Raw genomic sequence first — 18,511 nt, forward strand, 5'->3', positions numbered from 1 at the left:
CGCTCGTTTTCAGGTGCCGTCCGACGTCGTGGTCCGGACGCTCAGCTCGGGTCGTCGAGGTCGGCGGCGAGCTCGTCCGGGGCGCGCATCCGCCACGCGTCGGTGACGAGCTCCGCCAGGCGGTCGGCGTCCACCGTCTCCAGCCGCAGCATGACCAGCGGCAGGCCGTCGTACGCGGGCGTGGTGAAGAAGCGCTCGGGCTCGCCGAGCAGCAGCGCCTGCTTCTCGGCCTCGTCGCCGACGTACAGCACCGCGACGTCGGTGCGGATGACCCGCGGCCGGCCCGGCAGCCGCTCGGGATACGACCAGACGAATCCCTTGTTCCCGACCCGGAAGTCGAACCCGTCGCTGTCGATCTCGACCACGTGCGGCAGCGCGAGCGCCAGCCGGCGCACGTCGTGCGCGTCAGCCATGCCGGCGCCTCCCGGGTGTCGCCATCCGCATGCGCACAGGCTATCCGGTCCGCGTGGCGGCGGCCGCCGGAGACGGGGCCGGCCGCGGTACCCCTCAAATTGGGTTCGGCGCGGGTTACCTTTGGGGGAAGCGTCAACGGGACCGTGCGGGTGAAGGTCCTACCATGACCGTACTGGACAATCCCATTGGCTCGGTGCCGGGCTGCGCCTGCGGCGTGTTTCGCCGTGGCACGGGGCGGTTGCCATGAGCCGAACGTCAAAGGTTGTGACGGGCGTTGCCCTGGTCGGCCTCGCGGGCGCGACGGGTCTGGTGGTGGCCGAGCAGCTGCCGCATCACGACGGCCCGCCGGTGCCGGCCTCGGTGAGCACGTCCACCGCCGAAGTGACCCGGAGGACCATCTCGGAGCGGCAGTTCGTCACGGGCGCGCTCGGATATTCGGGCTCGTACGTCGTCCCGGGGTCGGGGCCGGGCACCCTCACCTGGTTGCCGCCGATCGGCACGGTCGTCAACCGCGGCGACGCTCTCTACGAGGTGGACGGCCGGCGGGTGACGCTGTTCTACGGCGCACGCCCCGTCTGGCGGGACTTCACGCCGGGCATGAGCGACGGGGCCGACGTCGAGCAGCTGGAGCGCAACCTGCGGGACCTCGGCTTCGGCCAGGGGCTGACCGTGGACCAGAAGTTCACCAGCGCCACCTCCAACGCCATCCGCCGGTGGCAGCAGGCCGTCCACGTCACGGTGACCGGCTCCATACCGATGGGGATGATCGCGTTCATGCCCGGCGCGGTCCGGGTGAGCGGCCACGAGCTCGAGCCGGGCACGCGTGTCGAGCCGGGCGGGCCCGTGGAGTACGGCACGAGCAATGAGCCCGCGGTCAACCTCAACGCGTCGACGCGGCAGCTGGGCTGGATCACGGTGAACGACGCGGTGGTCGTGACCCTGCCCGACGGGAAGACCCGCAACGGCAAGGTGAGCGCCATCGGCGCCACCGCGACGTCGACCGGCAATACCAATGGCAATGGCAATGGCAATGGCAATGGCAATGGCAATGGCAATGGCAATGGCAATGGCAATGGCAATGGCAATGGTGGTAGCGGCAACGCCGGCAACGGCCAGAACCAGACCACGGTCGCGGTGACGGTCCGCATCGAGGGCGAGGCGACCGGCTTCGTCGACCAGGCGGCCGTTCAGGTCTGGCTCATCCGCGCCACGCATCCCAACGTCCTGACGGTGCCGATCGCGGCGCTCAACTGCGTCTCCGACGGCGAGTACGAGCTGATGCTGGTCGACGGCACGACCAGGCGGCGCGTCGCGGTGCGGACCGGGCTGTTCGACGAGCTCGCCGGCACGGCCGAGGTGAGCGGCGACGGCCTCGCCGAAGGGCAGAAGGTGCAGGTCCCACGTGAAGACGCATGAGATGCCGCGCAGCACGCTGCGCACCCGAGACCTGCTGCCGACGGGCTCACTCGGGCTTCGCTCGCGGAAGGTCCGGGCGCTGCTGTCGGGGCTCGGCATCGCGATCGGCATCGCCTCGATCGTTTCGGTGCTCGGCGTGACCAGCTCCAGCCAGTCGGCGCTCCTGGCGCAGATCGACCAGCTCGGCACGAACCTGCTCACGGTCGCCAACGGCACCCCGCAGGCGGGTGTGGAGCAGATCCTGCCGACGACCGCCACGCCGATGATCCGCCAGCTGCCGCACGTGCGGTCGGTGGCGCCTACCGCGAAGCTCGCCGGGGTGACCGTGTTCCGCAACGACCACGTCGCCACCGGCCGGACCGGTGGGCGGTCGGTGCGCGCCGCGGACGCGTCACTGCTCACCACGCTCGACGGGTCGCTGCTCGCCGGGCGGTTCATCAGCGACGACGACTCCCCCGTCACGGTGCTGGGTTACTCGGCCGCCTCAACCCTCGGCATCTCGGACGTCAGCGGCAACGACCGGGTATGGCTCGGCGGCCACTGGTACAACGTGGTCGGCATCCTCAAGCCGTTCGTCCTCGCCCCGGAGATCGACCAGGCCGCCATCGTGTCGTTCGACTCGGCCGGGCACCTGCTCGGCTACAACGGCCACCCCAGCCGGATCTACCTGCGCGCGGAGACCGAGTACGTCACCGCCGTCTCCCAACTGCTCGCGGGCACGGCGAACCCGGAGGACCCCTCGCGGGTCGACGTGAGCCGCCCCTCGGACGCCCTCACCGCCCAGCTGAGCGTCATGCGGTCCGGTGCCGGCCTCATCCTCGGGCTGGGCGCGATCGCCTTGCTCGTCGGCGCGATCGGCATCGCCAACGTGATGGTGATCGCCGTGCTGGAGCGGCGGACCGAGATCGGCCTGCGCCGGGCGCTCGGCGCGACCCGCGGCCACGTCGCGGCGCAGTTCCTCACCGAGTCGCTCATCCTGGCCACGCTCGGCGGGATCGCCGGCATCGCCATCGGCGCGGGGGTCACGGTGGGCATGGCCGTGTACCGCGGCTGGGCGACGCTGATCCCGCCCGAGGCGTTGTACGGCGGCATCCTGGTGTCGGTCGCCGCCGGCGCCGTCGCGGGCCTCTACCCCGCGCTGCGGGCCGCGCACCTGCCGCCGACCGACGCGCTGCGAACCGCCTGACCCGCGCACACCAGCACGCACAACGGGCCGCCGGAAGCAGATCCGGCGGCCCGTTCAGCGTTCGCGCCGCCGCGCCGTGCCCGTCAGGAAGCGTCGCCGGGGACGGCGACCCGCTGGCCGGCGGCCAGCCCGTCGCCGGTGACCTCGACAACGCCCAGGACCTGGTCGAAGATGCCGACCTTGACCGGCACGTGGCGGGTCTGCGTCCGGTCGGCGACCAGCACCTCATACTCGTTGGTGGCCAGCGCCCGCAGTGCCGGAACGGGCACGGCCAGCACCCCGCGGTGCGCCTCGACGGTGATGCCGACCTGCACCTGCGCGTCCTCGATGACCCCGCCGATCTCGCCCGTCATCGTGACGATGACCGAGGCCGACGGCTCCGTGGTGCCTTGCTGCCGGCCGTCGGCAGCGCCGGTGCTTTGTTGCTGTGTCACCGCTGCGACGGTCGTGACGGTGCCGGTCTTGCGGCTGCCATCGGGCAGGTCCACCACGACCGGGTCGCCGGCGTGCACGGCGGCGAGCACGTTGGTCGACACCTGCACGGTGATCGCCCGCTGCTCGCCGGTGCCCCGCTCGACCGTCGTCCCCGGGCCGACGGACGCGCCGGCGCGCAGGTCGCTGCCGGCGATGCGCACCGCGCCGGGGACGAACACGATCTGGCCGAGGGGGACGGCGCCGGTGACCGGCAGGCCCGAATCCTCCTGCCAGCGGCGGATTGCCCGGGAGGTGGCCGGCGAGAAGTGCTGGTCGACCGTGAGTCCGGCACCGTAGCCGAGGGCCTTGAGGTTGTCCTCCAGCTGCTGGACGTCGACCCCGTCGGTCATCCCGGACTGGAACGCGCGCCACGGCGGGCGTTCGCCGAACAGGAGCATGACCGGCTTGCCGTCGACCTCGTAGGCCGGCTTGCCACGGCCCACCACCGAGCCGACGGCCGGCAGCCAGGTCAGCGTCCCCTGGCCCGGCGCAACCACCGTGAACGACCCGGAACGCCCGAGCGTGCCGGTGACCTGTTGGCGGCGCGAGACGTCGGTGCTGACGATCGGGGCCGTCGCGGCCGGTGTGTCGGTCGCGGCTTGCCGCCCGTCGACGGACGAGCGGTTATCGATCAACGCGACGGCGCCGGCACCCGCCACTCCGGCCAGGGCGACCCCGGCCACCACGGCGCCGCGTTTGCGATTCACGTCGTCCGCCCCTGCGCTTCGATGGGACGAGATCCCGAGACTGGCTCCATGCATACAGCCTCGCCGGACGTCGTATGCTGCCGCTTCCCCAAATAGTGGCAGGTCCGGCCCCCCAATTCGGGTCTTCGGCGCCTCGAAGCGCATCCCTGGTCCCCCACACTCCCCCAAAGTCCAGCGGTGGGCGGCTACCTTTGGGGGAAGCGACCTCGCAGCGGCGTCAGCGAGCGTCGAAGCATGAAGCTACGAACGCTCGCCGTGGCAGGAACGGTAGTACTGATCTCGCTCACCGGGTGCGGCCGCGGCGACAGTCCGACTGCCACGTCCAGTGGTGGGCCCGCGCCCTCGACGCTCCTCGAGGCGACCAGATGCATGCGCGAGAACGGGTATCCCGACTGGCCCGACCCGGTCAGGTTCGAGGACGGCCATTGGGGGTTTCCGGACTCCGCGCCCAACGTACAGCCGCCATCCGCCTGCGCGAGGCTGTTCATCGCCGGAAAGAACGAACAGGGACCGAAACCGCCGACGAGCGCGGAGTACTTGGCCCAGGCGCGCAGATGGGCCGGGTGCATGCGTGCACACGGCCTGCCCGACTGGCCCGACCCGGACAGTGAGGGCTACTTCGATCCGCCGGAGCATCTGAGGGCCAAGGACAATGTGGAGCAGCACAACGCGACCAATGCCTGCACATCGCAAGAGCCGCCCCAGGGCACGTTCATGAAGCCGAACACCCACGGGTAGCACCCCCGAAAGGAGGCAGGTCGCGATTGACCTTTGGGGGATGCGCGGGCGTCCCGGCCCCGGCATCGTGGCGCCATGGCCGTCCTCCAGCTGCGCGAAGTCCGCAAGACCTACCCCGGCGAGCCGCCCGTCGAGTCCGTTCGTGGCGTCGACCTGAGCGTCGAGGCCGGCGACATGCTGGCCATCACCGGGGCGTCCGGCTCCGGCAAGTCCACGCTGCTGAACCTCATGGCGACGCTGGACCGGCCGACGGCCGGCTCGGTGGTCGTCGACGGCATGGCCGTGGATGGCCTGTCCGACCGGCAGCTAGCCGGGGTGCGCGCGCACCGGGTCGGCGTGGTGTTCCAGCAGTTCTTCCTGCTCGAATCGCTCAACGCGCTGGACAACGTCGCCAACGGACTGCTGTACCGCGGCGTGCCGGCGCGGCAGCGGCGCGCGGCGGCGCAGGAGGCGCTGGAGCGGGTGGGGCTCGGGCACCGCGTCCGGCACCCGGTCACCAAGCTCTCCGGCGGCGAGCGCCAGCGGGTGGCGATCGCCCGTGCGGTGGTCGGGCGGCCGGCGATCGTCTTCGCCGACGAGCCCACCGGCAACCTGGACTCCAACAACAGCGGCGAAATCATGGCGCTGCTGGCGGAGCTCAACAGCGCCGGCACCACGATGGTGATCATCACGCACGAGCAGGCCGTCGCCGACGCGTGCCAGCGCCAGGTCGCCATGCGCGACGGCCTGCTGGCCGGCTGACCGCCGGGCTCAGTCGCCGCTGCGCAGGGCCTCGCCGAGCGGCACCAGTCCGTGCTGCAGCCCGAAGATCGCCGCCTGAGTGCGGTCCTGCAGATCGAGCTTGGTGAGGATGCTCGACACGTGGGACTTCACCGTCTGCTCGCCCAGCGACAGCGACCGGGCGATCTCCCGGTTGGAGCGGCCCCGGGACAACTCGACGAGCACGTCCCGCTCACGCGCCGAGAGCCGCTCCAGCGGTCCTTCCCGCTCGTGCTCGCGCCACCGCCGCACCAGCGCCGCGGCGACGCCCGGCTCGAACACGCTGCCGCCCGTCGCCGCGGCCCGCACCGCCTCGCTCACCCGGTCGGCGGTGGTGGTCTTGGGCAGGTAGGACAGGGCGCCGGCACGCACCGCCTCCATCGCCTTGGCCTCGTCGGCGTAGGAGGTCAGCACGATGATCGCCGGGCGGCGCTGCTCGCCACGCAGTGCGTGCAGCACGCCGAGGCCGTCCAGGACCGGCATCATCAGGTCGAGCAGCACCACGTCCGGCTCGCAGCGGCGGATCTCGGCGAGGGCCGTCACGCCGTCGACGGCCTCGCCCACGATCTCGAAGTCCGGCTCCTGCGCCAGCATGAATCGCAGCCCGTGCCTGACGACCTCATGGTCGTCGACGATCAGAACCTTGACCATGCCGAACCGCACCGCCCCCGCCGGTCGATGTCGTCACCGGCCTCCAGGATATCGAGCGGTGCGTCTTCCCCGGGCACACGGTCGGTTACCCGAGGCGGAGCCGGGCCACCCCCCGAATGCGGGGAGCGGCAGGCTACCGCCGGGGGAAGCGTGGTGCGGCGATGTCGGCGAGCGTGTCAGGCATGAGAATCCGCGTGCTTGCCGCGACCGGCGCGGCGATGATCGCACTGGCCGGGTGCAGCGGCGGCACCGGCAGCCGGCCGACGGCCGCCCCGGCCCCGGACAATCGGGAGAAGCTCGCCGACGCCGCGAGATGCATGCGGGCCAACGGGTTCCCGGACTACCCCGACCCGGTGGAGACCGGCGGCCGCTGGACGTTCCCGCCGGGCGCCACCGCCATGGCCCCGAAACCGGCCCCGGAGTGCACGGACCTCTTCCGGCAGGCCGGGACGCTGCCGCGCGAGTCGCACCGGGCGGTGACCGCCCAGGAAATCACCAAGCTGCGCCGGTGGGCCGGCTGCATCCGTGCGAACGGCCTGCCCGACTGGCCCGACCCGGACGACGAGGGCATCTTCCACCCGAAGCCGGCCATGCCGGCCGAGGACGACCCGAGATGGCAGCGGGCGGACACCGCCTGCCGGAGCCTGGAGCCGGGCCCGATCAGCGTCGACGCCGGCCCGGGAGCCACCAAGGGACGCTGACCGGCCGCCCGGGACGAGGGTGCCCCCGGTGGGATTCGAACCCACACTGTCGGAGGTTTGAGCTCCGTTCCTCTGCCGTTGGGATACGGGGACGCGCGGCCGTGCACCCAAGATACGCGACGGTGCCGGCCGCACATCACGTCGGCCGGCTGAGGCGGTGGGTCAGCGCGGTGTGTCGCCGGCCGGTGCCGGCGGTGCGCACCGCGATGGCCAGGGCCTTGCGGCTGCCGGCCAGCACGACGAGCCGCTTGGCACGGGTGACCGCGGTGTACAGCAGGTTGCGCTGCAGCAGCGTGTACGCGCTCATCGCCACCGGGATCACGACGGCGGGATACTCGCTGCCCTGCGAGCGGTGCACGGTGATGGCGTAGGCGTGCTGCAGCTCGTCGAGCTCGTCGAAGTCGTAGTCGATGTCCTCGTCCTCGTCGGTGCGCACGGTCAGCTGCCGGTCGGTCGGGGACAGCTCGGTGACGACGCCGACGGTGCCGTTGAACACGCCGGCGGCGCCCTTCTCGTAGTTGTTGCGGATCTGGATGACCTTGTCGCCGGGGCGGAACACCCGGGCGCCGTGGCGGCGCTCCGGGGCGCCCTCCCGGTGCGGCGCGAGGGCCTGCTGCAGCAGCGTGTTGAGACTGCCGGCGCCGGCCGGGCCGCGGTGCATCGGGGTGAGCACCTGGATGTCGCGGGGCTTGATGCCGAAGCGCCGCGGCACCCGCCGGGCCACGATGTCGACCACCGTCTCCGCGGTGGCCTCGGCCTCCTCGACGGGGAACAGGAAGAAGTCGGGGTGCTCGCCGAACACGGGCGCCTGCCCGGCGTTGATGCGGTGGGCGTTGACGACGACGCCGGACTTGGCGGCCTGCCGGAACACCTTCGTGAGCCGTACCCGGGGCACACTGCCGGCGCCGAGGATGTCGCGCAGCACTTCGCCGGCGCCCACCGACGGCAGCTGGTCGACGTCGCCGACGAGGAGCAGGTGCGCGCCGTCCGGGATCGCCTTGACGAGCTTGTTGGCCAGGATCAGGTCGAGCATGCTCGACTCGTCGACCACCACGAGGTCGGCGTCGAGCGGGTTGTCGCGGTCGTAGGAGGGGTCGCCGCCGGGGCGCAGCTGCAGCAGCCGGTGGACGGTCGTGGCCGGGTGGCCGGACAGCTCGGTGAGCCGCTTGGCGGCGCGCCCGGTCGGGGCGGCCAGCACGATCTTCGCCTTCTTCGCCGCGGCCAGGGTGATGACGGACTTGACGGTGAACGACTTGCCGCAGCCGGGGCCGCCGGTGAGCACCGCCACCTTCGCGGTCAGCGCCAGGCGTACCGCCTGCTCCTGCTCCTCGGCGAGGTCGGTGCCGGTGCGGGTGCGCAGCCAGGCGAGCGCCTTGTCCCACTCGACGGTGCCGAAGGCGGGCATCCGGTCGGCGCGCGTGGACAGCAGCCGCAGCAGGCTCGTGGCGAGGGACGACTCGGCGCGGTGGAACGGCACCAGGTAGACCGCCGGGATGGTGCCGCCGTCGTTGCTCGGGTTGGGCACCGCCTCGCGGACCACGCCGTCGGCGGCGGCGAGGTCGTCCAGGCAGGTCCGCACCAGGTCGGGCGGGACGGCGAGGATCTGCGCGGCGTCGGCGACGAGGTTGGGCTCCGGCAGGTAGCAGTGGCCGTTGTCGGCGGCCTCGGACAGCGTGTACTGGATGCCGGCCTGCACTCGCTGCGGGCTGTCGCTCGGGATGCCCACGGCCTGCGCGATCGTGTCGGCGGTGCGGAAGCCGATGCCCCACACGTCGGAGGCCAGCCGGTAGGGCTCGTTGCGCACCACCGAGATCGACGAGTCGCCGTACTGCTTGTAGATGCGCACGGCGAGCGACGTGGACACGCCGACGCCCTGCAGGAAGACCATCACCTCCTTGATGGCCTTCTGCTCCTCCCACGCCGCGCCGATCATCCCGGTGCGTTTCGGGCCGAGGCCGGGCACCTCGACCAGCCGGCCGGGCTCCTCCTCGATGACGCGGAGCGTATCGGCGCCGAAGTGCCCGACGATGCGGGCCGCCATCCGCGGGCCGATGCCCTTGATCAGGCCGGAGCCGAGGTACCGTTCGATGCCCTGCACCGTGGCGGGCAGGACCGTCGTGAACGAGTGCACCTCGAACTGCTTGCCGTACTTCGGGTGCGACCCCCACCGCCCGACCAGCCGCAGGCTCTCCCCCGGCTGCACCCCCAGCAGCGACCCGACCACGGTGAGCAGGTCCTGGCCGGAGCGATCGGTCGCCACCCGGGCGATCGTGTATCCGGTGTCCTCGCTGACGTAGGTGATGCGCTCCAGCACCGCGTCCAGCACGACCCCGGCGGACCGACCGGCGTCGGCGACCGGCGGCGACGTGGACACGCCCGACATCGTACATACGTCGCAGGCCGGCGCCGGTCAGCCGCGCGCCGGTCTCCGCCGCCCGGGTCGTTCAGGCCGCGCCGCCGATGGTCCACACGTGCGGCGACGGCGGGGCTCCGCGCAGGTGGTCCGGGCGCGGCCCGAGGATGCGCCGGTCGGCCTCGTCGATCGGCACGTCGTTGATGCTCGCCTCGCGTCGCGACATGAGCCCGTCCGGGGTGAAATGCCACAGCTCGTTGCCGTAGCTGCGCCACCAGCGGCCGCCGGCGTCGTGGCACTCGTACTGGAACCGCACCGCGATGCGGTCGTCGTGGTACGTCCACAGCTCCTTGCGCAGCGCGTAGTCGAGCTCCCGCGCCCACTTCGCGCGCAGGAACGCGACGATCTCGGCGCGGCCGGTGATGAACTGGTCTCGGTTGCGCCACACCGAGTCCTCGGTGTAGGCGAGCGCGACCCGCTCGGGGTCGCGGGTGTTCCAGGCGTCCTCGGCGCCCTGCACCTTGGCGAGGGCGGTCTCGAGCGTGAACGGCGGCAGCGGCGGGTGCTGGGTCATGGTTCCTCCGGGCTTCCTGCGAGTGCGAGTCGACCGTTGACGACTACCCCTCACACAGGCCGGGCGGGCGACGCGGCGGGGTGAAACCCGGCCGGGGCCGGCGGTTCCGGTTGGCGGCGGCCCGGCCCGGCCGGAGAATCGGCGCTCGTGCGCGCCGCATACCTCGAGCAGCTCGGACCGCCCGGCGTCATCCGGTACGGCGAGGTCGACGACCCCGTCCCCGGCCCCACCGACGTGCTGGTCGACGTGCTCGCCACCACCGTGAACCCGGTCGACACGTTCGTGCGCTCGGGGCTGTTCCGCACCCCGCTGCCGATGCCGTTCGTCGTCGGCCGGGACCTGGTCGGCACGGTGGCCGCGGCCGGGCCGGGAGTCGCGGGGGTCGCCGGCCTCGCCCCGGGCGACCCGGTGTGGTGCAACAGCCTCGGCCACGCGGGGCGGCAGGGCGCGGCGGCGCAGCGGGCCGTGGTCCCGGTCGAGCGGCTCTACCGGCTGCCCGCCGGGGTGCCGGCGGCGACCGCGGTCACGATGGTCAACCCGGCGGCCACCGCGTATCTGGCGCTGTTCACGCACGGCCGGCTGCGCGCCGGCGAGACGGTCGTCGTCGAAGGGGCCGGCGGGAACGTCGGCGCGGCGCTGGTCGTGCTGGCCGCAGAGGCCGGGGCGCGGGTCGTCGCGACCGCCTCGGCGGCCGACGCGGAGTACTGCGCCGGCCTCGGCGCGGCCGAGGTGCTCGACTACCGCGCCCCGGACCTGGCCGCCCGGCTGGCCCTGGCCTGCCCCGGCGGCGCCAGGCCTCTACCTGGACACCTCCGGCCGCAACGACCTGGAAAAGGCGCTGGAGCTGCTGGCGTTGCGGGGCCGCGTGGTGGTGCTCGCCGGTGCCGGGTCGCGGCCCGTGCTGCCGGTCGGCGCGCTGTACCTGCACGACCGGACGGTGACCGGCTTCGTCATCTCGCACGCCACCGCCGCGGAGCTCGCGGAGGCGGCGGTGAGCGTCAACCGGCTGCTCGCCGCGGGCCGGCTGCGCCCCCGCGCGACCGTGGAGCTGCCGCTGGACGAGACCGCGGAGGCGCACCGCATGGTGGAGCGCGGGGAGCTGCACGGCCGGCGCGTGGTGCTGCGCCCCTGACCGGCGCACACATCCGCGGCTGGCCGGCTGCGGCGGTGGGCGGCATGCAGAAGCCGGCCGGGACCGTTCGGGTCCCGGCCGGCTTCCCGGCGTGATGTCAGCCGATCAGCTTCCAGGGGCCGCCGGGGTCACCGGGCACCTGGTTGCGGCTGTACCACTTGGACTCGTACACGTGGTTCTGGTACGTCACCCGGTCGCCGGCGTTGTACACCGTCGTGGGCGTCCAGGCCGCGGGGCCGCCGCCGGGTGACGGCGGCGCGATCTCCTCCCAGGGTCCGTTCGGGTCGCCGGGGGCCTGGTTGCGGGTCCACCAGCGGGCCTTGAACTTCTTGTCCCTGTACATCGCGACGTCGCCGCTGTTGAAGATCCGCGACGCCGTCCACAGTGCGGCGCCGTCCTCGATCATGGCGAGCTCCTGCCACGGACCGTTCGGGTCGCCGGGCTTCTCGTTCTTGGTCGTCCACGCCGCGACGTAGGGCCGGCCGTCGTAGCTGACCTTCTCGTTGGCCTTGTACTGCTTCGACGAGCTCCACGCCGGCGGCAGGTTCACCGTCACGGTGACGGTGGCCTGGGCCGGGCCGAACGTGTCGCTGCCGGTGTACGAGGCGGTCAGCGCGTGGCTGCCGCCCGCCAGGCCCGGAGGCAGCTTGAACGTGGCCGTGTTGGCGTCCAGGGCGACCGAGCCGCGCATCTTGTCACCCTCGCGCAGCTCCACGGTGCCGGTGACCGGCGCGCCGTCCGCGTTCACCTTGACCGTGACGGTCGCCGCCGTGCCCCAGTCGACGGGCGCGGTGCTCGCCGTGAGCGTCGGGGCGCCCTTGGCGGTGCGGAACACGGCCGGCTGGGCCACCGCCACGCCGCCGTCGGCGCTCTTCGCCGAGACGATCCAGGCGTACGACGTGGCCGGGGCGAGCCCGCTCCAGGTCACCTTGGCCGTGCCGTTGGCCTGCACCTGGTCGGTGCCGATGGTGCCCGACGGCACGTAGACGGCCAGCGAGTCGGTGGCGAAGGACGTCTTGCGGCTGGTCAGGTCGACCGGCAGCGTCAGGTTGTCCTCGGCGCCGTTGTACCGCGGCTTGGTCTGGCTGCCGTCCTGGCGGATGTCGTACTTGGTCGCCCCGAAGTTGTTCAGGAACGGCGAGTACGTGTCGATGTGCATCTCGGCGCGCTTGACGTCGAACTGCAGCAGGCGCAGGAAGCTCGCGCCGAACTGGAGCCGGTCGGTCGCCTTGTGGTCGGGCGTGCCGTCGCCGTTGACGTCGATGTTGCCGTTGGCGTCGACCAGCTTCGGCCACAGCTCGCCGGCCGGCACCGTGTAGAACTGGTAGTCCGCCAGCAGCTCGACCACGTCGTGCGCCACCGTCACGCCGACCTTCGTCTTCAGGTTGGTGCCCACGCCGTGCTCGTGGCCGGCGAGGACCAGGAAGACGTTCGGGTTGGCCTCGACGACCTGCTTGTACAGCGGCGAGCCGTCCGGCGCGGAGAAGGCCGCGCCGCGGCCGTCGGGGCTCGTCGACGGCTTGAGGTAGTCGTGCGAGAGCAGGATGCCGTTGCGGTCCTTGTACCGCTTGAAGATCGAGTCGGCCCACTTGGCCTCCTGCGGCGTGACGCCGTAGGACAGGCCGACCGCGACGAAGTCCAGGCCGCCGGCGGAGAACAGCACGTAGTTGTTCTGGTTGTCCTTGCCGGGCTTCACCGTGCCGTCGGCGTTGACCTGCTCGTCCCAGGCGTGATACTCGGTCCCGGCCGGCCACCCCTTCGCCACCCGGTAATACCGGTCGGCGCTGAAGGTCCGGCTGAACCGGGAGTCCGGCCCGGTCTCGGCGCCCAACTGGTCGTCGTGGTTGCCCGCGATGACCTGGTTGACCACGCCGTTGTCGTCGAGGATCTTCTGGTAGCCCGAGGCGAGCGCGAGCTCCTTCTCGACCTCCTCGTTGAGGCCCGGCCGCTGCAGCGAGCCGTCCGGGTTCTTCGCCAGCGGGTCGTAGTAGTCGTTCTCGATGACGTCGCCGGTGTGCGCCGTGTAGGCGATCTTGCGGCTCGCCGCGTTGTCGGCGATCCACTGGGTGGTGTCCTTGTACGCCGCCGCCCAGATCGCCTGCTCCTCGGCGGTCTCCACGTCGGAGGGCTCCTGCTTGCCGTTCCAGTTGTCGTACGTGCCGCCGGCCGCGCCCTCGGAGAGGTACTGCGTGTCGGTGAAGTGCGCGAGCGCGAAGTCGTACGTGCTCGGGTCCTCGAAGTGGTCCTTGTCCAGCTGCGCCGTGGCGTCGTGCGGCGACAGGTCGTCGGCGAACGGGTCCTCGCCGGTGACCAGCACGTGCACGGTGCCGCCGTCGCGGTAGCCGTCGCCGAGCTGCGCGGCCAGCACGGTGCTGTGCTCGGCCTGGCCGCGGGAGCTGGTCAGCACGACCCACTGCTTCGCGGCCGGGTCCCACACGCGCAGCGCCACGACCCGCTCGGGGTCGATGGTGCCCTCCCAGCGCAGGGTCGGCGACGCGGCGGTGCCGACGTTCAGGTCGTACCGCTGAAACACCACGTCACGCCCGGACGGCGTGTCGACGGTGCGCCCGTCCAGCGGCCGTAGGGAACCGAGGTCGACGCTGCCGTCGTGCGCGACGTCGAGCGTGGTCGGCACCGCGCTCGCCGTGCCCTGGTACCCGCCGGTGGGCAGGACGACGTCGGCCTTGGTGAACGTGGCCGTGAGCGGCACCCCGGCGGCGCCGGGCACCTTCGCCGACAGGTTGGCCGAGGGCAGGTTGGTGCCGGTCAGGGCCGCGGCGAGGTCGGTCGGCACGTCCGGGATGTTGGCGCTGGTGAAGTGGATCTGCCGGGTGGCCGTGTTGCCGAGGATGTCGGTCACGCTCACGGCGATGGTGTGCGCGCCGGCCGGCAGGCCGCGGCCGATCTGGTCGCCCTGGGCGACGGCCTTGCCGTCCAGGGTGATCGCCGGCGTGCCGGCCACGCCCGACGCGTCTTTGATCTTGATGACGAGCGCCACCGTCGAGGTCAGGTTCTGCCCCTCGGCCGGGACACTGTTCTCGATCTCGGGCGCGGTGTTGTCGACGGTGAACCGCCGGGTCGAGGCCTTGTCGCCCACGACGGCCTTGATGGTGTGCGCCCCGTCGGCGAGCGCGGTGGTGTCGACGTCGGCGCGCCGGCCGAGCGCCGCCGCCGGGGCGCCGTCGTCGGCGGTGACGTCGAACAGGATCGTCTTGTCCAGCGTGCCGTTGAAGCTGCTGCCGCAGGTGCCGTCGCCGATGTAGACGGTGACCGGCTGGCCGGTGGGGTAGCTCGCCGAGCCGATCGTCACCGTGCTCTCGGCGATGTGCCTGGTCAGCTGGGTCGCCTTGCCGCCCACCGGGGCGAGCTCGAAGTCGCGCAGCGTGTAGTCGTCGTAGTTGTCGCAGCCGCCGGGCTTGGCGCTGCCGTGGTCGCTGCCGGCGATGAACTCGACGGTGTTGACGCCCGGCACGAGCCACTCGTTGGGGAAGGCGAGGTCGGCGACCTCCTTCTCCCAGATGCCGAGGTCCATCGGGATGCCGTTGATCAGCACCACGTTGTCGAAGCCGGCGTCGGAGCCGTTGCCGCCGACGAACACCCGCAGGTGCGCGTCGACGGCGGCGCCGAGGGTCTCGATCGTCCGCGTGGTCGGCGCCCCGGCGATGTCGAAGTGGAACTCGGCATCCTTGTTGGCGCCGCAGGTGCCGTCGCCCAGGGCGAGGGAGGCGGCGGTGGTCGCCGCCTTGGTCACGGTGGTGCCGTTGGTGGTCAGGATGTACGTCGTGCCCGCGGTCACCGTGCCGGCCGTGCCGATCGCGAGCAGCGTCGCTTCGCGGGTCAGCCGGAAGTCGTCGTGGTTCGCGCAGGTCACGCCGTTGAGGGTGCCGTTGTAGTCGCCGGTCTTGACCTGGATGACGTTGTCGCCGAGGTGCAGGAACCGGTTGGGGAACTTGATCGCCACGGTCTCCTGGCCGGCGACGCCGTAGTCGCCGCCGAGGTCCACGCGGTTGCCGTTGACGAGCAGGTAGTTGTGGTACCTCGCCTCGAGCGAGTTGCCCGCCTCGATCGTGAGGCCCAGCGTCGCGGTGCCCGGGGCGAGCGTCTCGGCGTTCTCGGCCGGCCGGTCGTCGATCGCGAGGGACTCGACGGTGCCGGCGCCGCCGGCGGGCAGGGCGGCGATGACCGGGCGGCTGCCGCGGATCAGGGCGCCGTCGGCCGGGGTGATCTTCGGCGCGCCGGCGGGGGCGTTGTTGACCCCGACGGTGACCCGGGTGGTGGCGCCCGACTTCGTGGTCGCGGCGACCGTGTGCGTGCCGTTGGCCAGCGTCGTGGTGTCCAGGTCGGCGCCGAGGCCGGCGGTGCTGCTGCCGGGCGTGCCGGAGACGACGAAGGTCAGGTCCTGCTTCAGCAGGTGCGGCGAGCTGCCGCAGGTGCCGTCGCCGAAGCTGTAGCTGAAGTTGTTCTGCTCACCGTCGGCGACGACGCCGAGCAGGCTCAGGCTGATGCTGCTGAGCGCGAAGTCGTCGTAGTTGGGGCAGCGCAGGCCCTCGCCGAACGGCAGCTTCTCCACGCCGACCGCGGCGGCGTTGGTGGTGTCGACCCAGTTCCAGCCGGCGCGCACGGTGACCGTGTTGACGCCGGCGTGCAGCCACTCGCCGGGGAAGTCCAGCGAGCCGGCGCGGCTGCCGGGGATGTCGGGGAAGTAGACGCGGTCGGCCTCGGCCGTGTGGTCGTTGACCGTGATGGAGTTGTGGTAGCGGGCCTCGGTACCGTTGCCGCCCATGTCGAAGGCGAACCGCGCCGTGCCCGCGGTCGGCTTGGCGTTCACCGGGACGCCGTCGACGGTGAGCGAGACGACCGAGTCGTTCTCGACCGCCGCCTCGGCGTCGACCCGGACCGTGCCCTCCAGCGTCTGGCCGTCGGTGAGATTGATGACCGGCGCGCCGGTGGACCCGGGCGGGACGTCCTGCGCGCCGGCCGTGTCCGGGCCGATCGCGGCGCTGGTCCCGCCGACCAGTGCGACGGCGAGCGCGGAGGCGAGCGCCCGCCGTAGTCGTTGCCTCATGCTGCGGTGTCTCCTTAGCTGACGGTGACGAGGTGGATCGCGGAAACCGCGACGACGCCGGGCAGCGTGATACCGGCGGCGGCGAGCATGGGCGCGACGCGGGCGGCGAGGCGCGGGGCGGAGCGCGCGCGGGCGCCGCGCAGGCGGTCCGCGGCCGTCATGCGATGGCCCCGAGGGCCAGGGCGACCGCCGGAAGGCGCCGCCGCCGACATGCAGACTGAGCCAAGGACGACACTCCGGTTGTGCGGAAACGATTGTGCGACCGGAAGTCTGCCGGGCGTTCGGAAAACGCACAGGCTGCGCTCAGCCAGCGACAGGCGTCGTGAACGTGAACACTTAGATGATCAAAACAATCGACACTGCGTGACGGGCAAGGGCCGGGCGCGGCTCAGCGGCGCGGGTCGACCAGGAGTTTCGGCCCCGGCCCGGAGCCGTCGGGGCGACGCCCGGCGAGCGCGGCGGCCACCTCGTCGAGGCCGATCGTCGCGGCGACCAGGGGCCGCGGGTCGACCGAGCCGTCGGCGTAGGCGTCGATCGCCCCCGCCAGCCCGGCCGAGGCGCCGAGGATGCCGACCGCGGTGACGTCCTTGAGGGCGATCTCGCGGGTGTCGACGGCGCTCGGGGCGCCCGACAGCCCGATGAACACGATCCGCCGGCCCGGCTCGACCAGGCTCAGCGCCAGGGCGGGCAGCTGCGGGTCGTTGGTGGCGTCGACGACCGCGTCCCAGGGCCGCCGCGGCAGCGAGTCGCGGGTCCACGCGTCGGTGAGGCCGAGCGAGCGGGCGAGCCGCAGCTGGCCCTCCTCGCGGCCCAGCAAGTGCACCTCGGCGCCCCGGGCGCGGGCGAACAGCTCGACGAGCAGGCCGATCGTGCCGGTGCCGAGCACCAGCAGCCGCTCGCCGGGGCCGAGCCCGGCGCCCTCGACGCAGCGCAGCGCGTTGCCGCCGGGCTCGACCAGCGCGCCGGCCTCGGCGTCCACGGCCGGCGGCAGGGCGTGCAGCGCGTGCGCGGGCACGGCGACGCGCTCGGCGAGGGCGCCGGGCAGGCCGAGGATGCCGAGCTCGCGCCGGTCGGCGCAGACGTGGTGGCGGCCGCGCCGGCACCGCTCGCAGCGACCGCAGCCGATCATCGTGTCGCCGGTGACCCGGCGGCCCAGCCAGCCCCGGTCGACGTCCGGCCCGACGGCGGCGACGACGCCGGACCACTCATGGCCGGGCCGCAGCGGGTAGGCCGTGACGCCGGTCTGCAGGTAGCTCAGCTCCCCGGTGAACAGCTCGACGTCGGTGCCGCAGACGCCGGCCCGCTCGACGTCGACGACGACCTGCCCGGCGGCGGCGACCGGCTCGGGCACCTCGCGGACGTCGGCGCGCCGCGGCCCGCTCAGGACGAGGGCGCGCACGCCGGGTCCCAGGAGGCTGCGGGCAGCCCGCGGGCCCCGACGCGGGCGGTGAACAGGCGGCCGGAGTCCGGGTGCCGCGCCAGGTCCCGCGGCGACAGCTCGGCGGTGGCGGTGGTGACGACGAGGACGTCGAGGTCCGGGCCGGCGAACGCGACGCTCGAGGTGTGCGGGGCGTCGACGGCGACGACGGCGAGGAGGTCGCCGCCGGGGTCGCGGCACTCGACCCGGGCGCCGCCCCACACCGCGATCCACAGGTTGCCGTCGGCGTCCACGCACATGCCGTCGGGGTAGCCGTCGGCGATGCTGAACAGGTCCCGCCGCGGCCCGACCGCGCCGGTGCCCGGGTCGTAGTCGCGGACCCGGACCAGGCCGGGGACGGTGTCGACACTGTAGAAGCGGTCCCCCGCGGGGCTCCAGGCCAGGCCGTTGGACAGGTCGAGGTCGGCGTCGAGCACAGTGACGCCGGCCGCGTCGAGGCGGACCAGGATCTCCTCACCGCGCCGCCGGTCCTGGGCGAGGCTGCCGACGAGGAAGCGCCCCGCCGGGTCGACGGCACCGTCGTTGAGCCGGCTCGCCCGCCCGTCGGGCAGGACCCGGGCCACCGGGGCGCGGGCGCCGTCGGCGCCGACCCGGGTGAGGGTGTGCCGCTCGGCGACGAGCAGCTCGCCGCCGGCGGTGACCGCGACCGCGCCGACGGTGCCGCCGAACGACCACGAGCCGGTCGGGGTCACGGCGCCCGCGGCCGGGTCGAGGCGCCCCTCGTGCACGGTGCCGCCGACAATGTCGACCCAGAGCAGGCGCGAACGGTCCGCGTCCCAGACCGGCCCCTCGCCGAGGGCATAGGCGCCGGCGGTCGCCGGGCGGGCGGTGTACCGGGCCGGCTCGCTCATATCCGGATGGTAGATCGACGTCCGGGCCCGGCGGTACGGTTGCGGCACCGAC

General features: G+C 72.8%; 15 protein-coding genes, 1 tRNA gene and 1 pseudogene. 7 read left to right on the forward strand and 10 right to left on the reverse strand.

The annotated features are described in order from the left end of the window. Positions 1-41 precede the first annotated feature (41 nt). Positions 42-413 (reverse strand): MmcQ/YjbR family DNA-binding protein, encoded by a 372-nt coding sequence (locus tag ACGFI8_RS36310; RefSeq protein ID WP_392811575.1) that lies wholly within the window; start codon positions 411-413, stop codon positions 42-44. Between the two features lie 265 nt (positions 414-678). On the opposite strand from ACGFI8_RS36310, the gene ACGFI8_RS36315 reads away from it, so the two are divergent. Continuing rightward, positions 679-1,830, forward strand: a complete 1,152-nt coding sequence (locus tag ACGFI8_RS36315) for a peptidoglycan-binding protein (protein WP_392811577.1) — start codon at positions 679-681, stop codon at positions 1,828-1,830. Next, a complete protein-coding gene (locus ACGFI8_RS36320) occupies positions 1,817-3,016 on the forward strand; it encodes an ABC transporter permease (RefSeq protein ID WP_392811579.1) in 1,200 nt (399 codons plus the stop codon). Before ACGFI8_RS36315 ends, ACGFI8_RS36320 begins: the two co-directional genes overlap by 14 nt. Positions 3,017-3,099: 83 nt before the next feature. Here the strand turns inward: ACGFI8_RS36320 and ACGFI8_RS36325 are convergent, their stop codons facing one another. Continuing rightward, complete coding sequence (locus ACGFI8_RS36325; RefSeq protein ID WP_392811581.1) at positions 3,100-4,197, reverse strand: peptidoglycan-binding protein; 1,098 nt, start codon at positions 4,195-4,197, stop codon at positions 3,100-3,102. Between the two features lie 369 nt (positions 4,198-4,566). Here ACGFI8_RS36325 and ACGFI8_RS36330 point away from each other — a divergent pair, with 369 nt between their 5' ends. Next, the gene (locus ACGFI8_RS36330; protein ID WP_392811582.1) at positions 4,567-4,935 is read left to right on the forward strand and encodes a hypothetical protein; all 369 of its coding nucleotides are present in this window, start codon (positions 4,567-4,569) and stop codon (positions 4,933-4,935) included. Positions 4,936-5,010: 75 nt separating this feature from the next. Further along, positions 5,011-5,676: an ABC transporter ATP-binding protein gene (locus ACGFI8_RS36335; protein WP_392811584.1), complete on the forward strand. Its 666-nt coding sequence runs from the start codon at positions 5,011-5,013 to the stop codon at positions 5,674-5,676. A 9-nt stretch (positions 5,677-5,685) separates the two neighbouring features. Here the strand turns inward: ACGFI8_RS36335 and ACGFI8_RS36340 are convergent, their stop codons facing one another. Further along, positions 5,686-6,345, reverse strand: a complete 660-nt coding sequence (locus ACGFI8_RS36340) for a response regulator (protein ID WP_392811585.1) — start codon at positions 6,343-6,345, stop codon at positions 5,686-5,688. Between the two features lie 182 nt (positions 6,346-6,527). Here ACGFI8_RS36340 and ACGFI8_RS36345 point away from each other — a divergent pair, with 182 nt between their 5' ends. Continuing rightward, a complete protein-coding gene (locus ACGFI8_RS36345; protein WP_392811586.1) occupies positions 6,528-7,046 on the forward strand; it encodes a hypothetical protein in 519 nt (172 codons plus the stop codon). Between the two features lie 20 nt (positions 7,047-7,066). Here ACGFI8_RS36345 and ACGFI8_RS36350 read toward each other — a convergent pair. From ACGFI8_RS36350 to ACGFI8_RS36360, 3 genes are all read right to left on the reverse strand, one after another. Continuing rightward, positions 7,067-7,139, reverse strand: a tRNA-Leu gene (locus ACGFI8_RS36350). Positions 7,140-7,182: 43 nt separating this feature from the next. Then, positions 7,183-9,420 (reverse strand): ATP-dependent RecD-like DNA helicase, encoded by a 2,238-nt coding sequence (locus tag ACGFI8_RS36355; protein ID WP_392811588.1) that lies wholly within the window; start codon positions 9,418-9,420, stop codon positions 7,183-7,185. Between the two features lie 70 nt (positions 9,421-9,490). After that, positions 9,491-9,973, reverse strand: coding sequence for a nuclear transport factor 2 family protein (locus ACGFI8_RS36360; protein ID WP_392811589.1), 483 nt, complete (start codon positions 9,971-9,973; stop codon positions 9,491-9,493). Positions 9,974-10,255: 282 nt separating this feature from the next. Between ACGFI8_RS36360 and ACGFI8_RS36365 the strand changes: the two are divergent. Then, a pseudogene (locus ACGFI8_RS36365) lies at positions 10,256-10,411 on the forward strand (alcohol dehydrogenase catalytic domain-containing protein); the annotation flags it as partial. A 415-nt stretch (positions 10,412-10,826) separates the two neighbouring features. Continuing rightward, positions 10,827-11,105 (forward strand): zinc-binding dehydrogenase, encoded by a 279-nt coding sequence (locus tag ACGFI8_RS36370; RefSeq protein WP_392811666.1) that lies wholly within the window; start codon positions 10,827-10,829, stop codon positions 11,103-11,105. A 97-nt stretch (positions 11,106-11,202) separates the two neighbouring features. On the opposite strand, the gene ACGFI8_RS36375 is transcribed toward ACGFI8_RS36370, so the two are convergent. The 4 genes from ACGFI8_RS36375 to ACGFI8_RS36390 form a co-directional block, all read right to left on the reverse strand. After that, positions 11,203-16,170, reverse strand: coding sequence for a carbohydrate-binding protein (locus ACGFI8_RS36375; RefSeq protein ID WP_392811591.1), 4,968 nt, complete (start codon positions 16,168-16,170; stop codon positions 11,203-11,205). Between the two features lie 14 nt (positions 16,171-16,184). Next, positions 16,185-16,331: a hypothetical protein gene (locus ACGFI8_RS36380; RefSeq protein ID WP_392811592.1), complete on the reverse strand. Its 147-nt coding sequence runs from the start codon at positions 16,329-16,331 to the stop codon at positions 16,185-16,187. Positions 16,332-16,558: 227 nt separating this feature from the next. Further along, positions 16,559-17,569 (reverse strand): zinc-binding dehydrogenase, encoded by a 1,011-nt coding sequence (locus ACGFI8_RS36385; protein ID WP_392811594.1) that lies wholly within the window; start codon positions 17,567-17,569, stop codon positions 16,559-16,561. Next, complete coding sequence (locus ACGFI8_RS36390; RefSeq protein WP_392811595.1) at positions 17,551-18,459, reverse strand: SMP-30/gluconolactonase/LRE family protein; 909 nt, start codon at positions 18,457-18,459, stop codon at positions 17,551-17,553. Before ACGFI8_RS36390 ends, ACGFI8_RS36385 begins: the two co-directional genes overlap by 19 nt. Between the last annotated feature and the right edge of the window lie 52 nt (positions 18,460-18,511).

Source organism: Dactylosporangium sp. NPDC048998 (genome assembly GCF_043197855.1).
GTDB lineage: Bacteria > Actinomycetota > Actinomycetes > Mycobacteriales > Micromonosporaceae > Dactylosporangium.

Excerpts from the sequence above, each read along its gene's own strand:
- ACGFI8_RS36310 (WP_392811575.1), bottom strand. The coding sequence starts at position 413 with ATGGCTGACGCGCACGACGTGCGCCGGCTGGCGCTCGCGCTGCCGCAC.
- ACGFI8_RS36330 (WP_392811582.1), top strand. The coding sequence starts at position 4,567 with ATGCGCGAGAACGGGTATCCCGACTGGCCCGACCCGGTCAGGTTCGAG.
- ACGFI8_RS36335 (WP_392811584.1), top strand. The coding sequence starts at position 5,011 with ATGGCCGTCCTCCAGCTGCGCGAAGTCCGCAAGACCTACCCCGGCGAG.
- ACGFI8_RS36340 (WP_392811585.1), bottom strand. The coding sequence starts at position 6,345 with ATGGTCAAGGTTCTGATCGTCGACGACCATGAGGTCGTCAGGCACGGG.
- ACGFI8_RS36345 (WP_392811586.1), top strand. The coding sequence starts at position 6,528 with ATGAGAATCCGCGTGCTTGCCGCGACCGGCGCGGCGATGATCGCACTG.
- ACGFI8_RS36360 (WP_392811589.1), bottom strand. The coding sequence starts at position 9,973 with ATGACCCAGCACCCGCCGCTGCCGCCGTTCACGCTCGAGACCGCCCTC.
- ACGFI8_RS36375 (WP_392811591.1), bottom strand. The coding sequence starts at position 16,170 with ATGAGGCAACGACTACGGCGGGCGCTCGCCTCCGCGCTCGCCGTCGCA.
- ACGFI8_RS36380 (WP_392811592.1), bottom strand. The coding sequence starts at position 16,331 with ATGACGGCCGCGGACCGCCTGCGCGGCGCCCGCGCGCGCTCCGCCCCG.
- ACGFI8_RS36390 (WP_392811595.1), bottom strand. The coding sequence starts at position 18,459 with ATGAGCGAGCCGGCCCGGTACACCGCCCGCCCGGCGACCGCCGGCGCC.